Source organism: Deinococcus alpinitundrae (assembly GCF_009982895.1).
Lineage (GTDB): Bacteria > Deinococcota > Deinococci > Deinococcales > Deinococcaceae > Deinococcus > Deinococcus alpinitundrae.
In genome coordinates this window covers 19,361-39,879 of record NZ_WXZL01000016.1, presented here as the reverse complement: position 1 = coordinate 39,879, position 20,519 = coordinate 19,361, and the positions used below count along the sequence as shown (strand labels likewise).

The 20,519-nt window shown below is 67.1% G+C and carries 22 protein-coding genes; 8 read left to right on the top strand and 14 right to left on the bottom strand.

What is annotated here, in order from left to right; translation table 11 throughout:
* The first annotated feature begins 28 nt into the window (after positions 1 to 28).
* Complete coding sequence (locus GUI70_RS14725; protein WP_161883080.1) at positions 29 to 793, top strand: TatD family hydrolase; 765 nt, start codon at positions 29 to 31, stop codon at positions 791 to 793.
* A 160-nt stretch (positions 794 to 953) separates the two neighbouring features.
* On the opposite strand, the gene pgl is transcribed toward GUI70_RS14725, so the two are convergent.
* The 9 genes from pgl to cmk all read right to left on the bottom strand — a co-directional run bounded on the left by pgl (position 954) and on the right by cmk (position 10,790).
* Complete coding sequence (gene pgl / locus GUI70_RS14720; RefSeq protein WP_161883079.1) at positions 954 to 1,625, bottom strand: 6-phosphogluconolactonase; 672 nt, start codon at positions 1,623 to 1,625, stop codon at positions 954 to 956.
* Positions 1,622 to 2,596 (bottom strand): glucose-6-phosphate dehydrogenase assembly protein OpcA, encoded by a 975-nt coding sequence (locus GUI70_RS14715; RefSeq protein WP_161883078.1) that lies wholly within the window; start codon positions 2,594 to 2,596, stop codon positions 1,622 to 1,624. Before GUI70_RS14715 ends, pgl begins: the two co-directional genes overlap by 4 nt.
* Positions 2,597 to 2,621: 25 nt before the next feature.
* Positions 2,622 to 4,469, bottom strand: a complete 1,848-nt coding sequence (gene zwf, locus GUI70_RS14710; RefSeq protein ID WP_161883077.1) for a glucose-6-phosphate dehydrogenase — start codon at positions 4,467 to 4,469, stop codon at positions 2,622 to 2,624.
* Positions 4,469 to 5,572, bottom strand: a complete 1,104-nt coding sequence (gene gnd / locus GUI70_RS14705) for a phosphogluconate dehydrogenase (NAD(+)-dependent, decarboxylating) (RefSeq protein WP_161883076.1) — start codon at positions 5,570 to 5,572, stop codon at positions 4,469 to 4,471. The genes zwf and gnd overlap by 1 nt, the downstream gene beginning before the upstream one ends.
* A gap of 202 nt (positions 5,573 to 5,774) precedes the next feature.
* A complete protein-coding gene (locus tag GUI70_RS14700; RefSeq protein ID WP_237724944.1) occupies positions 5,775 to 6,923 on the bottom strand; it encodes an LptF/LptG family permease in 1,149 nt (382 codons plus the stop codon).
* Positions 6,920 to 8,029 (bottom strand): LptF/LptG family permease, encoded by a 1,110-nt coding sequence (locus GUI70_RS14695; protein ID WP_161883075.1) that lies wholly within the window; start codon positions 8,027 to 8,029, stop codon positions 6,920 to 6,922. The genes GUI70_RS14700 and GUI70_RS14695 overlap by 4 nt, the downstream gene beginning before the upstream one ends.
* Positions 8,030 to 8,103: 74 nt before the next feature.
* Entirely contained in the window at positions 8,104 to 9,138 is a 1,035-nt protein-coding gene (gene mltG / locus GUI70_RS14690) for an endolytic transglycosylase MltG (protein ID WP_161883074.1), read from the bottom strand.
* Complete coding sequence (locus GUI70_RS14685) at positions 9,135 to 10,121, bottom strand: carbohydrate kinase family protein (protein WP_161883073.1); 987 nt, start codon at positions 10,119 to 10,121, stop codon at positions 9,135 to 9,137. The genes mltG and GUI70_RS14685 overlap by 4 nt, the downstream gene beginning before the upstream one ends.
* 6 nt (positions 10,122 to 10,127) lie before the next feature.
* Positions 10,128 to 10,790 (bottom strand): (d)CMP kinase, encoded by a 663-nt coding sequence (gene cmk / locus GUI70_RS14680; RefSeq protein ID WP_161883072.1) that lies wholly within the window; start codon positions 10,788 to 10,790, stop codon positions 10,128 to 10,130.
* A gap of 94 nt (positions 10,791 to 10,884) precedes the next feature.
* Between cmk and GUI70_RS14675 the strand changes: the two genes are divergently transcribed.
* Both GUI70_RS14675 and GUI70_RS14670 read left to right on the top strand, forming a co-directional pair.
* On the top strand, positions 10,885 to 11,691 hold the full coding sequence (locus GUI70_RS14675) for a peptidylprolyl isomerase (RefSeq protein WP_161883071.1): 807 nt from the start codon (positions 10,885 to 10,887) through the stop codon (positions 11,689 to 11,691).
* A 77-nt stretch (positions 11,692 to 11,768) separates the two neighbouring features.
* A complete protein-coding gene (locus GUI70_RS14670; RefSeq protein WP_161883070.1) occupies positions 11,769 to 12,341 on the top strand; it encodes a peptidylprolyl isomerase in 573 nt (190 codons plus the stop codon).
* Between the two features lie 117 nt (positions 12,342 to 12,458).
* On the opposite strand, the gene GUI70_RS14665 is transcribed toward GUI70_RS14670, so the two are convergent.
* Entirely contained in the window at positions 12,459 to 13,820 is a 1,362-nt protein-coding gene (locus tag GUI70_RS14665; RefSeq protein ID WP_161883069.1) for a M20/M25/M40 family metallo-hydrolase, read from the bottom strand.
* 110 nt (positions 13,821 to 13,930) lie between these two features.
* Here GUI70_RS14665 and GUI70_RS14660 point away from each other — a divergent pair, with 110 nt between their 5' ends.
* The 3 genes from GUI70_RS14660 to GUI70_RS14650 all read left to right on the top strand — a co-directional run bounded on the left by GUI70_RS14660 (position 13,931) and on the right by GUI70_RS14650 (position 16,057).
* Complete coding sequence (locus GUI70_RS14660; RefSeq protein WP_161883068.1) at positions 13,931 to 14,710, top strand: hypothetical protein; 780 nt, start codon at positions 13,931 to 13,933, stop codon at positions 14,708 to 14,710.
* A 93-nt stretch (positions 14,711 to 14,803) separates the two neighbouring features.
* Positions 14,804 to 15,115 (top strand): hypothetical protein, encoded by a 312-nt coding sequence (locus GUI70_RS14655; RefSeq protein WP_161883067.1) that lies wholly within the window; start codon positions 14,804 to 14,806, stop codon positions 15,113 to 15,115.
* 3 nt (positions 15,116 to 15,118) lie between these two features.
* On the top strand, positions 15,119 to 16,057 hold the full coding sequence (locus tag GUI70_RS14650) for an alpha/beta fold hydrolase (RefSeq protein ID WP_161883066.1): 939 nt from the start codon (positions 15,119 to 15,121) through the stop codon (positions 16,055 to 16,057).
* Between the two features lie 55 nt (positions 16,058 to 16,112).
* On the opposite strand, the gene GUI70_RS14645 is transcribed toward GUI70_RS14650, so the two are convergent.
* Positions 16,113 to 17,696 (bottom strand): acyl-CoA carboxylase subunit beta, encoded by a 1,584-nt coding sequence (locus tag GUI70_RS14645; protein ID WP_161883065.1) that lies wholly within the window; start codon positions 17,694 to 17,696, stop codon positions 16,113 to 16,115.
* A gap of 50 nt (positions 17,697 to 17,746) precedes the next feature.
* Here GUI70_RS14645 and GUI70_RS24385 point away from each other — a divergent pair, with 50 nt between their 5' ends.
* Positions 17,747 to 17,953, top strand: coding sequence for a hypothetical protein (locus tag GUI70_RS24385; RefSeq protein WP_237724943.1), 207 nt, complete (start codon positions 17,747 to 17,749; stop codon positions 17,951 to 17,953).
* On the opposite strand, the gene GUI70_RS24380 is transcribed toward GUI70_RS24385, so the two are convergent.
* Together GUI70_RS24380 and xpt are read right to left on the bottom strand one after the other, a co-directional pair.
* Positions 17,911 to 18,120: a general stress protein gene (locus tag GUI70_RS24380; protein ID WP_237724942.1), complete on the bottom strand. Its 210-nt coding sequence runs from the start codon at positions 18,118 to 18,120 to the stop codon at positions 17,911 to 17,913. The two genes, GUI70_RS24385 and GUI70_RS24380, sit on opposite strands and share 43 nt — an antisense overlap.
* 116 nt (positions 18,121 to 18,236) lie before the next feature.
* Positions 18,237 to 18,818, bottom strand: coding sequence for a xanthine phosphoribosyltransferase (gene xpt / locus GUI70_RS14635; RefSeq protein WP_161883064.1), 582 nt, complete (start codon positions 18,816 to 18,818; stop codon positions 18,237 to 18,239).
* Between the two features lie 41 nt (positions 18,819 to 18,859).
* Between xpt and GUI70_RS14630 the strand changes: the two genes are divergently transcribed.
* A complete protein-coding gene (locus tag GUI70_RS14630) occupies positions 18,860 to 19,189 on the top strand; it encodes an HNH endonuclease (protein ID WP_161883063.1) in 330 nt (109 codons plus the stop codon).
* A gap of 49 nt (positions 19,190 to 19,238) precedes the next feature.
* Here GUI70_RS14630 and GUI70_RS14625 read toward each other — a convergent pair whose 3' ends face one another.
* Positions 19,239 to 20,507: a methyltransferase domain-containing protein gene (locus GUI70_RS14625; RefSeq protein WP_237724941.1), complete on the bottom strand. Its 1,269-nt coding sequence runs from the start codon at positions 20,505 to 20,507 to the stop codon at positions 19,239 to 19,241.
* Between the last annotated feature and the right edge of the window lie 12 nt (positions 20,508 to 20,519).

Below are 20,519 nucleotides of genomic sequence, written 5' to 3'. Positions count from 1 at the left end.
GGCCTAGCCAGTGCATTAGCCTGCACCCATGATCGACACCCACTGCCACCTCGATTACCTGGACGACCCGGCCTCGGCACGCGGGGAGCTGGGCCTGAGCGCCATGATCTGCGTGGGCGCAAACGTGCAGCACGCCCGCAACGCCCTGGCCCTGGCCGACCAGTATCCCGACGTGTACGCCAGCGTGGGCCTGCACCCCACCGACGTGGCCGCCGAGGACAGCCCACAGACCCGCGCCGAGCTGGAAGCCATCAGCTCGCGCCCACGCGTGGTGGCCATCGGCGAGACTGGCCTGGACGACTACTGGGCGCACGACCAGCTCGAAGCACAGCGCTCGGCCTTCGAGTGGCAGCTCAACCTCGGGCGGCGGCGCGACCTGCCGGTGATCGTGCATACCCGCGACGCGCCGGGCGGCGAGCGGGCCAGCCTAGGCTGCGCCGAGATGATCCGAGCAGCGGGCTGGCCACGCGGCATCCTGCACTGCTGCAACGGCCACGCCGGGCTGCTGCGTGCCGCGCTCGACACGGGCTGGTATGTGTCGTTCGCCGGAAACCTGACCTATAAGAGCGCCCAGGATATTCAGGAGGCCGCCCGATTCGTGCCGCCGGACCGATTGCTGGTCGAAACCGACGCGCCGTTTCTGGCCCCGGTCCCGAAGCGCGGCAAACCCAATCGGCCCGGCTACGTGCGCTACACCCTGCAGTTTCTGGCAGCCCTGCGCGGCCTGGGTGAGGCCGAGGCAGAAGCCCTGACCGACGCCAACGCCCACACCGTCTACCGTTTGCCGGATTGAGGCGAGATACTGCGGCAGAGGCATAGCCAACCACCCACGACCCACTGACCGTTAGCGTGAGCGTGTTCGGCTATGCGTCCAAAGCCGACGTGCAGACGAGGACCTGTGAAAGGCCGAAGGCGACAGCAAAAACCGGGTGAGGATACAGGAGAGCCGTGAATCAGGTGGGTGACAGGTGCTGTGCTGCTGCCGCGTCCAGAAACCACACCGGATCCGCGACCTGCCGTACGGGGTACTCGCCCTCGCCACGCCCGATTTCAGCCAGCACCGGGGCCTTGGCCGCGCCGGTAACGAGCAGCCAGCGTTCGCGGGCCGCGTTGACCTCGCCGAAGGTGAAGCTCAGCCGCCAGGTGTGCTGCTGCGGCACCTCGTTGGCGATAACCCGCCCACCCAGCTTCAGGCCCGCTGTGCCGGGAAAGAGGGAGGCGGTGTGACCGTCGTCGCCCATGCCCAGCAACACCAGATCGAGTTGCGGGGGCAGCAGCGCGGCATAGTCGCGGGCAGCGTCGTTGGGGTCACGCTCGCCTTCCATCCGGTGAACCTGCTCAGCCGGAACCGGCACAACGTCGAGCAGGCCCACTTTGGCGGTGTGGTAGTTGCTCTGAGGGTCGTCCGGTCCCACTGTGCGCTCGTCACTGAAATAGATGTAGACCTGTGCCCAGGGCACGTCCAGACCCTGCAGAGCAGCGTACATTAGCTTGGGCGTGCTGCCGCCCGACAGGGCCACGCGAAAGACCCCGCGCTCCGCCACGGCTTGCCGAGCGACTGCGGCAAAGGCTTCAGCGGCGGCCTCGGCGGTGGCCTGGGGGGTCTGGTAGACCTGAAGGTTCACTGGCTCTCCGGCGCGGCCTCGGCCAGGCTGGCGCGGGCCAGGGTCCAGGCTGCCTCAAACACGCTGCCGCGCTCCGGGCGGGCCATCACCCGGCCCAGGCCCTCGGCCAACGTCATGCTCGGCACCATCATTGAGGTCTGGCGGTTGGCGGTGCCGAACTTGACCGTCGAGCGCACTCCCTCCTTGCCGGTGGCCTTGAGCGTGAAGCGCACGCCCGGCCCGCTCAGCTCGACCCCACACAAATCGCCGTGCTGGCGCTCGCAGTCGCCGCGCACGAAGGTCACGGCGCTGAGATCCTTCCAGCCCAGGGTACAAGCGACCCAGGCGGCGTAGAGCCGGGCGGCGCGGTCGTTCTTGCCGCCCGACCAGACCTTGAGCCGGGTAACCTGTCCCAGCACGGAGGCGGCGTCCTTGCTGTCAAACAACTGCGCCAGCGCCTCACGCCAGGCCGCCGAGCGCGACCAGCCCAGATCGGCCAGGGCGTACTGGCGGGCCGGGGGAATGTCGAGCCTGAGGCTGTCGGCGATCACCTGGTCGGCAATCTCGGTCAGCTCGCGCAGCAGCGGTCCGCCGGGCGGATCGTCCGAGGCCCACCAGACGTGGTTGACGGTCGCCGGGCGCAGCAGCGGCAAGATCGCGCCGCGCAGCTGCCCGGGGTTGGCCAGCAGGGTCAACCGCTCGATGTAGAGGCCCTGCTGCGGCACCAGCTCGGCGTCGATGCTCATGCGCCCCGACGCCGAGGGCTGCATCACGGCGATGATCTGGCGGCCCGCATAGCGCCCTTCCAGACCGGTCAGGGCTTCCTGAATGCGGCCCTGGTAATGTGGTTCGGTCAGCGCGATGATGTTGCCGGTGTAGGCCCGCGTCTCGATGTCGGTCTGCGCCCACAGCTCGTCGAGCGTGCGCTGAGCGCCCCGGACATTGGTGGGCAGCGGGCCGAGCGGTTTCAAACGGCTGGTGGCAGCAGTCATGGTTCATCCCTCCAGCCCGCGCGAATCACAAGCGCCGCCAGCGCCGGTCCGGTCCCAGCAGTTTGTCGGCGGCGTCCGGTCCCCAGGTTCCAGCGTCGTAATTGGGAAACTCCGGGGCTGGCACGGCGTTGGGCGAGGCGGCGTCCCAGGCCTCCAGAATGCCCGAGACGATCTGCCAGGCCTGATCGACCTCGTCCTCGCGGGGAAACAAAGTGGCGTCGCCGACCATCGCGTCGAGCAGCAGGCGCGAGTACGGGCTTTCGAGCTGGGCACCAAAGGCGTCGTAGCGGAAATCCATCACGACCTCGCGCAACTGGTTTTCCTGGCCCGGCGTCTTGCTCGAAAACTTGAGGCTCACGCCTTCGTCCGGCTGGATGCGGAAGGCCAGCACGTTGCGCTCCAGCCCGCCGGGAAAGAGGCCCAGTGGCGGGCGCTTGAACACCACCGCGATCTCGGTGACCTTCTTGGGAAGCCGCTTACCGCTGCGGACATAAAACGGCACGCCCTGCCAGCGCCAGTTGTCGATCTCGTACTTGACCGCCACGTAGGTCGGCGTGACCGAACCCGGCTGCACGTTGGGTTCCTCGCGGTAGCCGGGCACGTGTTCGCCGTCGAGGGTACCGGGACCGTACTGTCCGCGCACCGCCACCTCAGCGACGCGCTCGATCGGAATGCGCTTGATGGCCCGGAGTGCCTTGACCTTCTCGTCGCGGATGGCGTCGGCGTCGAAGGCGGCGGGCGGCTCCATCGCCGTGAGCGCCACCACCTGCATCAGGTGATTTTGTAGCATGTCGCGCACCACGCCCGCTTCCTCATAGTACCCGGCGCGGCCCTCCAGCCCCAGGTCCTCGGCGTTGGTGATCTGGATATGGTCGACGTAAGCCCGGTTCCACAGCGGCTCGAAGATGGCGTTGCCGAAGCGGATCGCCATCAGGTTCTGCACCGTTTCCTTACCGAGGTAGTGGTCGATGCGGTAGACCTGCGACTCGTTCCAGACGGCGTGCAAGGTGTCGTTGAGGTGGCGCGCCGAGGCCAGATCGCGCCCGAAGGGCTTCTCGATGATGATTCTGCGCCAGCCTTCCGACTGGTCTTGCAGGCCCAGCCGTCCCAGTCCGTTGCTGATCGGCTCGAACAGGCTCGGCGGCGTCGAGAGGTAAAACAGGGCATTCTTGCGCCCGCCGTGCGCGTCCTCGGCCTCGTCGAGCTGGGTCTTGACCCGCTCGTACACGTCGTCGGCCCCGAAATCGCCGAACTCGTAGTACAGCAGCTCCCTGAACTTCTCCAGGCTGCCGGGGTGCGGCGTGTCGGTTTCCTTGCTGGTGTTCAGCGCCTCGATGGCATAGTCCTTGAATTGCTCGTCGGTCATTTCCTGGCGGCCCACGCCCACGATGTTGAAGGCGCTGCCCAGCAGGCCGTCTTGCCACAGCCCGAACACGGCGGGCAGCAGCTTGCGGCGGGCCAGATCGCCGGTGGCCCCGAAGATGACCAGGGTGGCCGGTTCCGGCGCGCGGCTGCGGCGCATGCCGGTGCGGAAGGGATTGTTGTCGCCGTCTGGCAGCAGGGTTTGGGCGCTGATCTGGTCGGCACCGGGCTGATCGGAAGTGGCCTGCTCGGCCGGGGTCAGCAGCGGGTCGGCAGCCTTGCCCCGGCGGCGGGTCTTGGCCGGAGCCGCTTCCGGAGCGGCCTTCTTCGATCTGGCCGCCTTTACTGGCGGCTGGTGTCCCGCCGCACCCGGCAGCACATCGTCACTCTCGATCAGGGTGCTGCTCACCGGCTGGGGTTTGGCGGCCGCCCGCTTGGCGGTGGTGCTGGGCTTGGGGGGCTTGGCCGCCGCTTCGGGGGCCGGGCGTTTGGTGGGCGTCTTCTTCGCCATTAGGCTTGCCCTTCACTCTGGTTGCCCGCGCCCTTGTTCTCGGTGTCTTCGGGATTGGGGTTGACCGGCATTTGGCCGCTCTCGCCGAGTTGCCGGGCCGCGTCGCCGTCCATCTTGGCTCCGGACGCCGGGATGTTCTGGGGCCGGGCCGCCTCGGGCGTGTGGGCCTCGGGCACGATGCTCTCCTCGGCTTCCGCCTCCACCTTCTTGACAGCATGGCCGCCGAAAGCGCGGCGCATGGCCGAGAGCATCTTGCCTGCGTAACTGCTCTTCTGCTGGCTACGCAGGCGCATCTGCACGCTGAGCGTGATGATGGGGGCGGGAATGCCCTCGTTCAGGGCGTCCACGACGGTCCAGCGACCCTCGCCCGAGTCGGCCACGTAGTCCGAGAGGTCGCTGAACTCCGGGTCGCCGGTCAACGCGTCGGCGGTCAGGTCGAGCAGCCACGAGCGGATCACGCTGCCGTGACGCCACAGCTCGGCGATCTGGGCCATGTCGAGCTGCATGTCGATCTTGGCGTGCATCAGCTCGAAGCCCTCGGCGTAGGCCTGCATCATGCCGTACTCGATGCCGTTGTGCACCATCTTGACGTAGTGCCCGCTGCCCGCCGGACCCATCCGGCCCCAGCCCTGGTCCTTGGCCGGAGCCAGCACTTCCAGAATCGGCGTGAGGCTCTTGACCGCCGCCTCCTCGCCGCCGACCATCATGGCGTAGCCTTCCTTGAGGCCCCACACCCCGCCGGACGTGCCCACATCAACGAAATTGATGCCGCGCTCGGCCAGGGTCTTGGCGCGGCGCTGGCTGTCTTTGTAGTTGCTGTTGCCGCCGTCGATGATGATGTCGCCCGGCTGCATCTTGTCCGCCAAGTCCATGACTGTGCTCTCGGTCGCCGCGCCCGACGGGACCATCACCCACACGGCGCGCGGCGCAAGGAGTTTGGCGATGAGTTCCTCGGTGGTGCGCGCGCCTTCGGCTCCCCGGCCCTCAGCCAGCTTGATGTTGTCCTCGCTCAGGTCGTAGGCCACCACGTCCTGCCCGCCTTGCAGCAGCCGCGCCACCATGTTGCCGCCCATCTTGCCCAGCCCGATCATGCCAATTTTCATGCTGTCTCCTTGCTCCGGTTCGTCGACCCGGTGGTGCCGGTGCCGGGAATGGGTGTCAGCGCCTCTGCCGACAAAAATGGAAGCGCTTCCGTCCTTCCTTTTTCACTGTGTTGCATGATACGCGCCCACGTCAGAAGCGGGCAGCCCAGCTTTTCTTAACGTCTCCGCGAACCCCCACCCAGGTGCCTCCTCGGCCCAGACGTCAGCGCCGCGCCGCGACCCACAACAGCCCCACACCAGCCAGCAGGTACAGGACATCGGGCGTCCAGGCAGCCAGCACGGCGGGCAGCGCGCCGTTTTCGCCCATCACCCGGAACACACTCCAGGTGGCGTAGTAAAAGAAGGTCAGCAGCAGCACCCACACCAGCCCAATGTTCAGGTTGCTTCTGAAGGAAAAGACGGCCAGCGCGGCGGCGAAAAAGGCCATGCACAGCGCCGCCCCCGGCTCGGCAAACTTGCGCTGGAGGGCCGTGAACTCCTGCGGGGCGTTGATGTTCTGGGCGCGGTAACTCTGCACCCGCGCCCACAAATCACGCAGCGGCAAGAACACCGGCTTGAGTTCGTCGCCGCCCTTGAAGCTGGCCTGCAAGTCCTGCACCGGCAGCGTCCCGCGCTCGAAGCTCAGCACGGTGGAGGGCTTCTCGTTCTGGTAGGTGATGCGCTGGCCGCCGTAGAGTTCCAGCACGTTGCTGCCCGGACTCAGCCGTCCACGCCGGGCGGTGATGATCTCGCGGGCCACCTCGCCGTCGCGCAGGCTGGCGATGCTCAGGCCGCGCAACTCACCGCCCGGCTCAATGGCCGCCACGCTGATGGCCCGCCCGAAGGCGTCGCGCAAGACCAGTGCCTGGCCCCCTGCCCCCGGCTGGCCCAACCCGGCCACGCGGGGATTGTCGAGCACGATCTCGCGCTGCACACTCAGCGCCTGCACCTTGGCGCGCGGGGTCAGCAGCTCGCCCACCGCGAAACTGAGCAGGGTGACGACCAGGCCCAGCGCCATGACCGGCCCGAACAGCACGGCAGGCGAGACGCCACTGGCCTGCATCGCCTTGATTTCCGAATCGGCAGAGAGGCGCGACAGCCCCAGCAGGGTGGCGAACAGCAGGGCGATCGGCAGGCCCTGCGACACGGCGTAGGGCAGTTGCAGGGCCACCAGTTTGGCGACCAGCAGGGGATTGGCTCCCTTGGCCAGCAGCGGCGCGATGACTGCCTGCAAGGCCGCCAGCAGCAGCAGCAGAATGGTCACGGCCAGCCCGGCAAACAAAAACGGCAGAATCTCTTCCAGCAGGTAGCGGTTCAGGCGGCCCGTGCCGGACCTAGCGCGCGGCGACTCCTTTAGCGCGGCCCGGCTCACCGCAGCCGCCAGGCCAGCATCAGCCCAAACACCGTGAACACCAGATTGGGTAGCCAGGCGGCCAGCAGCGGACTCAGCGCGCCCACGGCGGCCAGTTGCGGCGCGGTATTCCACAGGGCGTAGAAGATCGCCAGAAAGAGAATGACCGCGCCCACCGCCCAGGCCCGGTTACTCAGGCCCAGGCCCAGCGCTCCGGCGGCCAGCACGAACACGAGCGGCGTGAACGAATCGGCCAGGCGGCGGGCCAGTTCGTAGGCGGTGCGGCGGTAGGGTTCGGTGCCGCTCTGCTGCTGCGAGAGCTGGGCGCGCAGTTGCGGCGAGCTGCTCTGGTCGCTCGGCGGCGGCGGTTGGGCGATCACGTCGGTCTGAGCAAAGGTGGTCTCGCCCGGCAGCGCCGTGACCTGACCCGCCGGATCGACCCGGTAGCCGCCGCCGAGGACCCAGGTGTGGGCCGCCGAGTCCCAGCGCCCGGTGCCCGCGCTGTAGGTGCCCTGGGGCGTTTGCACGACTACGCCGGTCAGGGCCGAGAGGGTCTCGGGGCTGCCGTTGCCCAGGCTCTCGATGCGCCCCGCCGTGAAGAAATTGCCGTTCTCGGCGTGGGCGTAGTTTTCGGTGGTGGGTGTCTGCGCCACCATCTGGTAGATATCGGTGTAGAAGTAATTGAAGTATTTGGCGTTGCCGCTCGGCGTCAGGTAGCCCGCGTTGCCGTAAACAACGCCTCCCACAATCAGCGCCGGAAGCACGAACGGCCCCAGCACCCTGAGCGGCGATACCCCGCCTGCGTAGGCAGCCTTGAGTTCGCTGTCCTTGGCCAGCCGCCCGAGCGCCAGCAGCAGCGAAAACGGCACGGCCACCACCAGGCACTTGTTGAGGATGTTCGGCAGCACGTAGCTCAGCAGCGTCACCGCCTTGAGCAGCCCGGTGTGGTACGACGAAAAAATACCAGCGATGGTGCTGATGTAATCGGTCATCTGGAGCACGAAAAAGAGCAGCACACCCCCCGCGTAGAGCGGCCAGACTTCTCTGAGCACGTAGCGGGAAAGCTGGCCGCTCACCAGTGCGGGTGTTCGGCCCGTCGGCTTGGCTGGGGCGGCGATTCTGGACACAGGACGAAGTGTATCAAGTGCCCTTGGGCGTACGCGGCGGCCCGGATGAGAGCCGCCGGGGGGAAAGGAACGCCTCAGCGGTAGCGGGCGATATCGCGCTGGTGGGCGGCGTAGTCGTTGTTGACGTGAATAACGCCGTCGGTGCCGTGCAGGAAGTAGAGGGCCGCCTTGCCGTTGGCGGTGGTCAGCTTGGCGTTCAGGATGCTGGTCAGCGCCGCCTCGCCGGGGTTGTTGATGGGGCCTTTGGGCAGCCCCATGCGGGTGTAGGTGCTGTAAGGCGTGTCCTTGGTGAAGTCGCCCGCCGAGCGGTCGAGGTCCGGCAAGTCCTTGCCCAGACCGTAGGCGACGGTGGGGTCGCTGCCCAACGCAATGCCTTCTTTGAGGCGATTGAGAAACACGCCCGCCACCACCGGCATCTCGCCCGAGTTGGCGGCCTCGGCCTGCACCATGCTGGCCAGCGTGACCCACTGGTAGATGTTCAGGTCGAGTTTCTTGGCAGCGGCGACCCGTTCAGGCGTGAACTCCTGGGTCATCCGCTCGGCCAGCGCCCCGATGATGTCTGTGGCACTGGCCTTGGGCCGGAACGGGTAGGTCGCCGGAAACAAGAAGCCCTCCAGGTTGCTGGCCCCGCCCGCCTTGGCTGCCGGACTGAGGGCCACATCCTGCACGGCAGCATTGATGGCCGCCGCACTGCTCAACCCCGCCGCCGTGATGATGGCCGGGAGGTCCTTGAGGCGTTTGCCCTCGGGAATGGTGACGCTGACGGTGGGAATGCGCGGATTGCCCGCCAGATCGTCGGCCACTTCAAAGACTGTCTGATTGGCCGCCAGATCGTACAGGCCCTCCTTGAGCTTGCCCGCCGTGCCGCGCTGACGCATGACCAGCCGCAGCACGTCGGCGTTTTTAACGACGCCCTTTTGCTGGAGTTCACTGGCCTTGGCCGCCAGGGTGTCGCCGGGCGTGACTTCCAGGGTGTAGGCCTTGCCGCCGGGACTCTGGGTCAGGCTGTAGGCGTAGGCGGCGGCCGCGAGAACGGCCAGCAGCAGCAGCAGGAAAATCCAGAACAGGGCGCGTTGCCAGGCCGGACGGCGCGGGCGCAGGCGGGTCACCGGCTCACCGCGCCCAGGTCCATCAAACCGAACGGCTGGAGCCGCAGCCGCAGCGCTTCGTCCATCGCCGGGCGCGCGCCGAAGCGAGACACCACCCACCCACCCACCTGTGCGGCCACCTGCGCCGCTCTCACCGGATCACCATGAACCAGATAATGCGCCAGAAACGCGCCGCCGAAGGCGTCTCCGGCTCCAGTGGCGTCAACCAGGGTATCGGGGGTGGCGGGCACGTGGGTGCGCGGCGTCACCGGACCTTCGAGCAGCGCGCCGTCCTCGTCCATTTTCAGCACGATCAGCGCTTTCGGGTAATGGCCGCGCAACCACCGCAGGGCCGCCTCGGAAGTTTTCTTGCCGCTCATGGCGCGGGCCTCGTCAGCGTTGGGAAAGAAGATATCGAACGGCACGGCGCTGATCCAGTCGAGAAAATTCTCGCGGCCCACCTGCTGAATCATCTGGAAGCTGCCGGGATCGAGGCTCAGCGTCGCTCCAGCCTGCTCGGCCAGCTCGGCGGCCCGAAGTGCCGCGCCGCGCGGCGGATCGCGAAAAAGACTCCAGGCGGTCAGGTGAACGTGGCCCGCGCCGAGCAACACGTCCTGCGGCAGTTCACCAGGCAGCAGCTCCCAGTCGGCCCCCTGGCCGGTCAGCATGGCCCGCTGGCCCCGGTGGTCGATCAGCGCCAGGATGACCCCGGTGGGGTGGTCGGGGGTGCGGATCACCTCGGCCCGCACGCCCTCGTCTTGCAAGCCCGCCTGCGCCAGTTCGCCGAAGTGGCCGGTGCCGATCTTGCCGACGAAGGTGCTGGGATGGCCCAGCCGCCGGGCCCACACCGCCAGGTTGGCCGCGCTGCCGCCAGGCGAGAGTTCCATGCGTCCGGTGGTGTCGCCACCAGGCAGCAGCAGGGTGTCGGGTTTGGCCAGCACGTCCCAGGCGAGGTCGCCCACCGAGACGAGCGGCTGATCAGCGAGCAGATGAGCGGAAGGCATCGGCGCTTATGATAAGTCGGAAGACGCGGGTTGATGAAGACCCCGCAGCACCGCCGCGATCACGCCTGCCAGATCGAGCGTGCCGGTGTCGATGATCTGGGCGTCGGCAGCGGGGGCCGACTGGGCTTTGTCCTTGGCGTCGCGGGCGACCAGGGCCGCTTCCACCTCGGCCAGGTCACCAGGCCGCTCCTTGACCCGCCGCAGCGCCCGCACGCGCGGCGAGGCCATCAGGAAGAACTTGGCCTGGGCCTGTGGAAAGACCGCCGTGCCCATGTCACGCCCCTCGGCCACGAACGGCGGGGTCAGGGCGCGCAACTGGGCGTTGACCCATTCGCGCACTTCGGGCAGCTGGGCCACGGCACTGACCCCGGCGTCCACCGCGCTGGTGTGGGCATCTGCCGTCAGATCCCGCTCAGGGTGTAACGCAGCGGTTGAGGTCAGCACGACCCGGTTTCCTTCCGGCAAAGGCTCCAGGCGCAGCGGCGCAGCGCCCAGCAGGGCCAGCAGGGCCGGGGCGTCACTGAGGTCGGTCCCAGCCTCCAGCGCCAGCAGCGTGGCCGCCCGGTAAAGCAGGCCGCTGGACACGTAGGGAATGCCCAGGTGGCGCGCCACGCCGCTGGCCACGCTGGATTTGCCGCTGGCCGCCACGCCGTCAATCGTCACAATCACGCCCGCGAGTCTAGCTCAGCCTGGCCGGGTGCTGCCGCCGCTGCGTCTGCGTCTCATCTTCATGTCTCATCGGGGCATCCTCTAGACTGACTCCGTGAAGCGCTTAGCCCTCCTGACCCTGTTGACCCTGAGTCTGGCTGCCTGCCAGAAAAAAGACACGGCGACCACCGACACCACCAAAACCGACACTACGACGACGGACACGACCAAGACCGACACGGCCACCACTGACCCGGCCAAGACCGATACCCCGGCGGCTGACCCCACCAAAGCCGATGCGGCCGTGACCGCGCCCGCCGCGATTCCCAGCGGCTACAGCCTGGTGCCGGAGCTGAGCAAGACGCCGCTGCGGACCTTCAAGGCCGCGCCCGAGATGACGCTCGACGACACCAAGAACTACTACGCCGTCATCGACACCGACAAGGGCCAGATCGTGGCCGAGCTGCTGAATAAAGACGTGCCGGTGACGGTCAACAACTTCGTCTATCTGGCGCGCAACCACTTCTACGACGGCCAGCGCTTTCACCGCGTCATCGACAACTTCATGGCCCAGACCGGCGACCCGAACAGCGCCGACGAAAGCAAGAAGGCGACCTGGGGGCAGGGCGGCCCCGGCTACCAGTTTCCCGACGAGATTCGCAGCAAGCTGGTGTTCGACCAACCGGGCATGCTGGCGATGGCCAACAGCGGCCCCAACACCAACGGCTCGCAGTTTTTCATCACCTTCGCGCCGTCGACCTTCCTCAACGGCGGCTACAGCTTGTTCGGCAAGGTGGTGGGCGGCGACGACGTGCTGCCCAAGCTGACCCGCACTGCCGCTTCCGGCCAGGGCGGCGAGACCCCGATTCCCGACGCAGTGCCCGACAAACTCCTGAGCGTGCGGATCGTCACCAAGCCCTGAGCGCTCCCTAAAGAACGGCCCCAGCCTTGGCGCTTTTTCAAGCGTTCTCATGAGCCGGGGCCGCTACAATGCGGGCTATGTCAGACACCAGCAGTTACACCAAAGACGGCTACACCCGGATGAGCGCCCTGAGCAGTGAGCGCCAGATCAAGTTCAACCGCGCGCCCGAGATGGGCGAAGCCATCCAGCCCGGCAAGGCGTATCAGGCCGTGTTCGAGACCACCAAGGGCCGCATTGTCATGGAGCTGTACCCCGACGAAGCGCCGATGACGGTGGGCAGCTTCGTCTACCTGATTCGCCACCACTACTACGACAGCATCGTGTTTCACCGCGTCATTCAGGACTTCATGGCTCAGACCGGCGATCCCAGCGGCAACGGCTCGGGGGGCCCCGGCTACTCGTTCGAGGACGAGTTCAACGAGCACCGCCACGACAAGAAAGGCGTGCTGAGCATGGCCAACCGTGGCCCGGCCACCAACGGCTCGCAGTTTTTCATCACCTTCGGCCCCACCCCGCACCTCGACGGCAAGCACACCGTCTTCGGTCAGGTCGTGGAAGGCCAGGACGTGCTCGACAAACTGATGCGCATTCAGCCCGGCTACCCCGGCATTCCCGACAAGATTGAGAGCGCCTACGTGCTGGAGAAGTAACACCCGAATGAGCTGAGGCCCGCCGAACTGGCGGGCTTTTTTGCTGGCCCGGCTGAACGGGCGAATCTGGACGGGGCCAGGCAGAGTCCTGGTTGCAGCATCTAGCGGCCCTGACCTTTACCCCTGCCTCGCCAGCGCCTCCAGCAGAACCACCCCGAACCGGACACCCGAGGCGAAATCACGCCGCAGGATGTTCTCATTGGGCGCGTGGACCCGTCCGCCGAGGTTGCCGATGCCCATCATTGCCACCGGCACGCCGAGGTGATGGAGGAAAGCGTGCACCGGGCCGCTGCCGCCACTCGACGGAAAGACCTGAGGAGCATTGCCGTAGACCGCTTCCAACGTTTCCCGCACCGTGGCGACGAACGGCGCGTCAGCGGGGGTACGGCCCGGAAACTCGTGCGATTCCAACTCGACCACTTCAATGTCGCCGAAGCCCTGGGCCTCCAGATGGGCGCGCAGCAGGGCCACCACCTTTGCCGGGTCCTGATCCGGCACCAGCCGGAAATCGAGCTTGACAAAGCCTGAAGCGGGCAACACGGTCTTGCTGCCCGCCTCACCGTAGCCGCCGTGAAAGCCGTTGACGTTGACGATCGGCATGAAATTGGAGCGCGACTGGTGCTCGGCGGCCTCGCCCAGAAAGCGGCTGACCCGGTAAGTTTCCTCCAGCGGGGTGCGGGCATCGGGGAGCGCCGCCACCGCCTGCAGATCGGTGTCGCTGGGCGCGCGCACATCGTCGTGAAAGCCGGGAATCGTGACCCGGCCCGCCGCGTCGCGCAGGCTGGCCACCGCCGCCGCCAGCCGCCACAGCGGATTGTCGACGACCGCGCCGAGGCTGCTGTGCAGGTCAGAATCGGCCACCTGGCAGCGCAGCTCCAGGCAGACAATCCCCTTGAGGCCGAGAAAGAGTTGCGGCGTGCCGTCAGCCGTGATGCTGCCGAACTCCCACCAGCAGCCGTCGGCGCGCAACTCGGCGGCGTGCTGCGCCACGAAGTCGCCCAGGCTGGGGCTGCTGACCTCCTCCTCACCCTCGATGATCCAGCGCACCCGGAGCGGCAAGACGCCGCCGTTTCTGGCCTTCACCGCCCGGATGGCCGCCAGGCGCGAAACGAACTCGCCCTTGTCGTCGCTGATTCCCCGGCCGTAGAGCCGCTCGCCGCGCTCGGTCAGCACGAACGGCGGCGAGTCCCACAGCTCCAGCGGGCTTTCTGGCTGCACGTCGTAGTGGTTGTAGATTAGCAGCGTGCCCGGTCCCTCGCCCGCCTCGGCCACCAGAATGGGAGCCACCTCGCCGGGGTACTGGCGCACCGTGAAGCCTTCGACCTCCAGCAACCGGGTCACGGCGTCGGCGGTTTCCGGCAGCATCCGGCGCTGGGCGCTGACACTCTCGAAAGCGACCAGGGCGGCCAGGTCACGCAGACCCGCTTCCACGAAGGGTGAGAGGTCGGCGGTAGTCGGCAGGGACTTGGGCAGCGGCATGAACCGAGGCTAACACAGGGGGGGCGGCGGGCGATCCAGAAACGCAGATGAGGAGCTTTTTCGCGTGCCGGGGGCAACTTCTCACCTGCGCCCGCTATGCTTCCCTTCGCATGTTTTCCCGCCCGTTTCGCCGCCTCGCGCCTGCTCTGGGCTTGCTCTGTTTATGCGGCACTATTAGCTCGTGGAGCGCCTGGAGCCTGGCCGCAACGGCGCAGATCGGTCCCCAGATGAACGTGGCCCTGTCAGGCGACTGGCGCAGCCGCCTCGCGCCGCTGTTGCCAGTCAGCGGTCAGGTGGCGCAGGTCATGGAAACGCGCGCGCGCTTCTCGATGACCGAGGTGCGCCGCCGGGTGCTCGACGCGGGCGGCGATCCGAGATTGCTCGACCAGATGCAGGTCAGCGCCGAGCGCGGCGTGGCTCCGCTCTACGACAAACGGTTCAAGATCGGTGAGAACGATTTCCGGCGCTACTTGGTCATTCAGCAGGAGTTGCAGCCCAGCGGCAAATCGGTGCGCCTGAGTGTCGTGAAAAGCAGTACCCGCCTGACCTTTGGCGACGCAGGCGGTACGTCCCTGCTGCGCGGCATCAGCCTCGATCTGGTGAGCGGGGAGATGCGCTTTCCCGAGGGGTACTCGGCCCTGCCCGAGGCCTTCAACATCACGGCGGCGCAGGCGGCCGCTGCCGAAGACCCGCTCGGCAAGCGCAGCGGGTACGTCTGGAAGGTGCGCGGCAACACGCCCGTCACCTTCACGGCCCTCAACGGTCACTTCGCGCTGCTCTCGATGGGCGACGGCAGCGTGCTGATCAGCTACAACCGCAACGGCATCGTCAACGGTACGGTCAGCAGCGGCAATTTGATTCTGAACTTCACGTCGCCCGTGCCGAAATAGACTGCCCTAGTGACTGGGCCGAACCCAGCGGATGAGTGCCGTCTGGGCAGTTCCTAAAGGGCCAGCCGTCCCCCCAACCGCCACAATGACGCTATGTCTACCCCGCCCGCCACATCATCCATGCTGTCCTGGCGGAGTCTGGAAGCCAGCGTGCCGCTCGACGATCTGCCAGGCTTCCACCGAGCCTTTCTGAGTTGGCGCGGTGTGGAAGGCGCGGCTGAATTGCCGCTGCGCCGGGTACAGCAGCGGGTGGAGGCCGAACTCAACAAATGGGTGCAGTCGGGCCAGGCGGTGCGCAGCGCTGAAGACCTGCTCATCGAGCGCGCCACCCTAGATGGTTTTGCGGCGGCCCGGCCCTGGCTGAGCGCCGCCGACCTGCCGGAAACGGACGACTCAGCCGTCTAGCCAATGCGCCGTCTGCCGCTACCGCTACACCTGAAGCCCTGGCCCCGGCTGGGGAGGGTGGCGTGGAAGTCAGTCTGGCCGCCGCTCTCGCAGCGTGCGTTGCCGCCCGGTACGCTCAGTGGCGAGGCGGCCCTGGAAGCGCTGTGGGCCGGAGGCGAGGACGCGGCCCGGCAACTGCTGGCCGACTGCGCCGCCTCGCTGTGCCTGTACCCGGCCTGGGAGCGGCACGACTGGGGCATGCCCAGCGCCCCAGACACCCTATCTGCCTACGGCGGCGCGTTCTGGAGCTGGCCGGAACTGATTCCACTGGGAGCGCTGCGCCAGGAAGCCGGGCGGCCCAACGTGCTGCACGCTGCCAGCGGGCTGGTGTTCGCGCTGTACGTGCGCCCCGAGCAACTCGTGCTGGTGCTGGGCGGCACCAACACCAGCCACTCGGACTCGCAACTGCGCACCTTGCCGAGCGAGACGCGGCAGTTCGGGGCCGACGTGCTCAACGTGCTCGGAAGATTGCCGCGCCTGTTCGCGGTGGCCGCCGAGATCACGGCGCTGGTGCAGGCCGAGCGGGCGCGCAGCCTGCCCGACTTGCCGCTGACCCTGGCCGGGCACTCGCTGGGCGGCGGCCTGGTGCAGTACGCGGCAGGATTGCACGGGCTGCGGGGCCTGGCCTTCAGCCCGACGGCGCTGGGCCGGGCGGTGGCCGCGCCGCTGCCGGACACCTCGGAGGTCGTGGCCATCTCGCTCGACGGCGACCCGATTCCGCTGATCGGCACCCAGCACCTGCAAGCGCGGCTGGTAGGGCAACACTGGCGCCTTCCCCTGCACCCCGGCGTGCCGCCCGCCCGCCACGCCACCAGCCACGGACAGACCTACCTGCACCTGCTGGCCTGGCTGCGCGAGCAGTGGCCAGAGCTGCCGAGCGCGCTGGAAATCGAGCACGTCTGAAGTTGGGAAACGGTCAGCGGTGCGCGGAAAGCAGTGGAACGCTCCAGTTCAGACGTCACAACGGCTCATTGCCGTGCTTGCGGTAAGGCCGCTGCTCCTGCTTGCCCTCCAGCATCTTGAAGGTGGCGATCAAGCGGCGGCGGGTGTCTTCCATCGGAATCACGTCGTCGATGTAGCCCTTGGCGGCGGCCACGTAGGGGTTGTCGAAGGCTTCCTTGTACTCGGCGATCTTCTCAGCACGGGTGGCGTCGGGCGTGGCCGAGTTCTGAATCTCGCGGCGGTAGACGATGTTGGCCGCGCCCTCCGCACCCATCACGGCGACGGCGGCGGTGGGCCAGGCGTAGACCACGTCCGCGCCCATATCGCGGCTGTTCATGGCGAGGTAGGCCCCGCCGTAACTCTTGCGAGTGATCAGGGTAATTTTCGGCACGCTGGCCTCGGCGTAGGCGTAGAGCATCTTCGCGCCGTGCCGGATGATGCCCGCGTGTTCCTGCGCCACGCCCGGGAGGAAGCCGGTCACGTCCACCAAGGTCAGAATCGGAATGTTGTAGCAGTCGCAGGTGCGAATGAAGCGGGCGGCCTTATCGGAGGCGTCGATGTTGAGCGTTCCGGCCATCACCTTGGGATTATTCGCCACGATGCCCACCACCTCGCCGCCGAGGTGCGCGAATCCGCAGAGCATATTCTTGGCCCAGTCCGGCTGAATCTCGAAGAAGGTTCCCTCGTCAACAAGGCTATGAATCACGTCGTGCATGGCGTAGGGGCGGCGCTGGTCGGGCGTGACGCGCTCCAGCAGTTCGGGGGTGGAGCGTCCCACCGGGTCGCTGGTCGGGCGCGTCGGGGGCTTCTCGCGGGCGTTTTGCGGCAAATACTGCAGCAGGTGCCGGATTCCGGCCAGCACCGCCTCGTCACCATCGAATTCTAGGTGGGCCACGCCGGACTTGCGGGTGTGCACGTCCGCGCCGCCCAGCTCGTCGAAGGTAACTTCCTCGCGAGTCACGCTCTTGATGACTTCCGGCCCGGTGATGAACATGAAGCTGCTGCCCCGGCTCATCAGGATGAAGTCGGTGAGGGCAGGCGAGTAAACGGCACCGCCCGCGCACGGCCCCAGAATGGCGCTGATCTGCGGCACCACGCCGGAGTAGGTGGCGTTGCGGTAGAAAATCTCGCCGTAGCCGCTCAGGGAATCCACGCCTTCTTGAATCCTGGCTCCCGCCGAATCGTTGAGGCCGATGATGGGGCAGCCGGTCTTGGCCGCCAGGTCCATGATCTTGGCGACCTTCTGGGCGTTGCGCTTACCGAGCGAGCCGCCCAGCACGGTGAAGTCCTGCGAAAAGACGAACACCTGCCGCCCGCCGATGGTGCCGCTGCCGGTGACGACGCCTTCGCCGGGGGCAGAGACGCCGCGCATCAGTGCACCGCCGCCGTGCTCGGTGAAGGTGCCGTATTCCAGAAAACTGCCGGGGTCGAGCAGGGCGTCAATGCGCTCACGGGCCGTCAGCTTGCCCGCATCACGCTGCTTTTGCTGCCTAGCCACGCCGCCGCCCACTTCCACGGCGGCGCGGCGCTGCTCCATCTCGGCGATGAGTTCCTGAAGCTCCAGGTTGGTGTTGGACTGGGTGGGCTGGGACTGGGTCATGTGAACGGTAGTTTAGGGCCAAGCGGGGGGCCAGGCAGAATGACAGCTCAGTGCGGCATCTCCGCGAGCAGCGACTGGGCGTGTTCGGACACCTCGGCGTCACACAGCACGCTGTAATGATCGGCCCGCATGCCGCCGACACTGGTAAAGTCGCGCCGCCCACCGCTCAGCGCTTAACTCAGCAAGCCCCACACCGCACCGATCATCACGCCGATCAACAGGCCATCGAGCAGCAGTGGCAGGAAACCGCGCCCTGACCCATGCCAAGGCTCAGCGCCCGCGTCCAGTCGAGGCGGCCCGTGACCTGCTCCGCGATTTTGAGGCCCTCACCGACGATGGCAGTGCGCTCCACCAGGAATTTCTGGTCCGAGAGGAAATCCACCGCCCGCTGCGCCTGGAGGTACTCGGGAGAGGTGGCGATCACGACCCGGCTCTTGGTCGGGTCGCCGATCAGGCGACTAGGGCGCCCAGCTTAAGGCGGGGGGTCTGCACTGTCGCGGCTGACTCAAGGAACGACAAACAGGGCATGAACCGAGCCGATCAGCGGCCTTCTACCACCACCACGCCCTTTTCCTCGCTGAGTTCCAGAATATTCGCCAGCGTGTGAATCGGCACGTTCAGGTCGGCCAGATGCTCGCGGCCATGCTCGAAGGCCTTCTCGATGACGCAGCCCAGCCCCAGCAGCTCGGCCCCACTTGCTTCGATCATGCCCGACAGCGCCCGCAGGGTGCCGCCCGACGCCAGGAAGTCGTCAATGACGACCACCCGGTCCTCCGGCCCCAGAAACTCGCTCGACACGAACAGATCGACGACCCCGCCCTTGGTGCGGCTCACCGACTGGGCCGTGAACGACGGCTCCTTCATGGTGATGGGCTTTTTCTTGCGGGCGTACACCATCGGCACGCCGAGTTCGATGGCCGTCATCAGCGCCGGGGCGATGCCGCTCACCTCGATGGTCAGCACCTTGCTGGGCCTGAGTTCGCGGAAATAGTCGGCGAAGCGCACCCCCATCTCGCGGGTAAGGTCGGGCAAGAGCTGGTGGTTGACCAGCCCGTCGACCTTGAGAATACCGCCGGGCAAAATGACGCCGTGCTGCTGAATGGCCGAAACGAGAGCTTGCATGAAGCAGAGTCTAAAGGCTCGGCAGGCGCTAGGCTGCAGGCATGGCCCGCAAAACCCCCAACACCTGGCCCGAGCCGCTGCCCGCCGCCGAGGCACTGACCTGTGCTTTGTGCCAGCGCGAAACACCCACCCTCACCCAGCACCACCTCACGCCCATCTCGCGGGGCCGCCGCCAGGGCATCAAGGTGCAGGACCTGCCCAGCGTGGGCCTGTGCGCCGCTTGCCACAACTACGTGCACACCACCTTCTCGAATTCGGAGCTGGCCGGATTTTACGGCTCGCTCGAAGCCTTGCAGGAGCACGAGGGCGTGCAGAAATTCGTGGCCTGGGTCAAAAAGCAGCCGATTGGCAAAGCGGTGAAAGTGAAGTAGAACGAGTCTTCAGACAGCAAACCAAGAACGCTGGTACTTCCTGCTGCCTCTACACCCGGTTCAGCAGATATGCCTTCGGGTGGTGGCCGCCGCTGTACACCTGAAACAGTTCGTGGGCGTGCCAGCGGTCTTGCTCGGCGATCAGGCGCTCGAACAATCTGAGTTCGTGGGTCAGCACCACCATCCGGCCCTGGCGCGAGCACAGGCGATGCATTTCCTTGAGAAACCCGGTGTAGAGTGCCTCGTTGCCGCCCCTGACCGTGATGGCGTCGCCCCAGGGCAGATCGGCCACAATCAAATCGAAGCTGCGCGGCGGCAGCCCAGTGTTGAGGGCGTCCACCTGGGCCACCTCTATGGTGCGCTTGGCCGCCTCAATGTTCCGCTGGGCGCAGGCCACCGCGTCGGAGTCGGTGTCCACGCCGACCAGTGCCATGCTCGGCCCCATCAGATCGCGCTCGATCAGGAGGGTGCCGCTGCCGCTCATCGGATTGAAGATGCGGTCGGAGTCGCGCAGCCCGGCCAGCTTGAACACGGCGTAGGCGATGGTGGCGTTCATGCCGCCTGCCATGTTGCACACCCGCCAGGCACGGGCCGACAGCGGGCGCGGGGTCAGGCGGGCCAGCACGTCCCAGCCGGTCTCGAAGCGGGGTTCGGGCGCGGGCACTTCTTCCTCGGGGGCTTCCTCGCCTTCCCAGGTCTCCTGCACCTCACCCCGGCGCGGAAAGCGGCCCTGCGCAGTGCGGCGGCCCTTGCGGGCGTCGTCGGGGGCGGTCCGCCACTCCTCACGCTTTTCCTGCGCGGGGTCGGGCGGCTCGGGAATGCGGTTGGGGTTCTCGGTGGGCCGCAGCCGGATCAGCAGCTCGCCCTCCTCGGGGTGGTGCGGGATGCCCAGCGAGGTTTCGAGTTCCTCAGCCAGCCGCCGCATGGTGGCCGACTCGCGGCCCGCCGCCGACAGCCGGAAGCTCTGGTGACCGCCGTACGCGATGACCGGGCGCAAAAAGGCCGCCAGATCGCCGAGCTGCTGGTGGCCGAGCAGCGCTTTGGGGCGCGGCACGTCGAAGGTCTTGATGCGGTAGACCGCCACACTGCCCTTCAAGCGGGTCAGACGGCCAGGATCGCCGGGAAACCAGAAGCGCCCCGCCCGGATGTCGCGCGCGCCCGGCACCGTGCCGAGTTCTTCCTGCGCCACTGCCTCCAGGCCGCTGAGCGCCTCGATCTCGTACTCGGCGGCGGGGCCGGTCGGCCCGTTGGGGCGGCGCGACTTGCGGGCCGTACTCCGGATGGGGCGGGCATTTTTCTGGGCAGAGGTGCGGGGCATAGCTGGGAAGTA

Bases quoted from the DNA above. Each gene is read 5' to 3' on its own strand.
- GUI70_RS14660 (WP_161883068.1), top strand. From the start codon at position 13,931: ATGTTTTCCCGCCCGTTTCGCCGCCTCGCGCCTGCTCTGGGCTTGCTC.
- GUI70_RS14645 (WP_161883065.1), bottom strand. From the start codon at position 17,696: ATGACCCAGTCCCAGCCCACCCAGTCCAACACCAACCTGGAGCTTCAG.
- GUI70_RS14630 (WP_161883063.1), top strand. From the start codon at position 18,860: ATGGCCCGCAAAACCCCCAACACCTGGCCCGAGCCGCTGCCCGCCGCC.
- GUI70_RS14725 (WP_161883080.1), top strand. From the start codon at position 29: ATGATCGACACCCACTGCCACCTCGATTACCTGGACGACCCGGCCTCG.
- GUI70_RS14670 (WP_161883070.1), top strand. From the start codon at position 11,769: ATGTCAGACACCAGCAGTTACACCAAAGACGGCTACACCCGGATGAGC.
- GUI70_RS14625 (WP_237724941.1), bottom strand. From the start codon at position 20,507: ATGCCCCGCACCTCTGCCCAGAAAAATGCCCGCCCCATCCGGAGTACG.
- zwf (WP_161883077.1), bottom strand. From the start codon at position 4,469: ATGGCGAAGAAGACGCCCACCAAACGCCCGGCCCCCGAAGCGGCGGCC.
- GUI70_RS14655 (WP_161883067.1), top strand. From the start codon at position 14,804: ATGTCTACCCCGCCCGCCACATCATCCATGCTGTCCTGGCGGAGTCTG.
- GUI70_RS14685 (WP_161883073.1), bottom strand. From the start codon at position 10,121: ATGCCTTCCGCTCATCTGCTCGCTGATCAGCCGCTCGTCTCGGTGGGC.
- GUI70_RS14715 (WP_161883078.1), bottom strand. From the start codon at position 2,596: ATGACTGCTGCCACCAGCCGTTTGAAACCGCTCGGCCCGCTGCCCACC.
- GUI70_RS14650 (WP_161883066.1), top strand. From the start codon at position 15,119: ATGCGCCGTCTGCCGCTACCGCTACACCTGAAGCCCTGGCCCCGGCTG.
- xpt (WP_161883064.1), bottom strand. From the start codon at position 18,818: ATGCAAGCTCTCGTTTCGGCCATTCAGCAGCACGGCGTCATTTTGCCC.
- GUI70_RS14665 (WP_161883069.1), bottom strand. From the start codon at position 13,820: ATGCCGCTGCCCAAGTCCCTGCCGACTACCGCCGACCTCTCACCCTTC.
- gnd (WP_161883076.1), bottom strand. From the start codon at position 5,572: ATGAAAATTGGCATGATCGGGCTGGGCAAGATGGGCGGCAACATGGTG.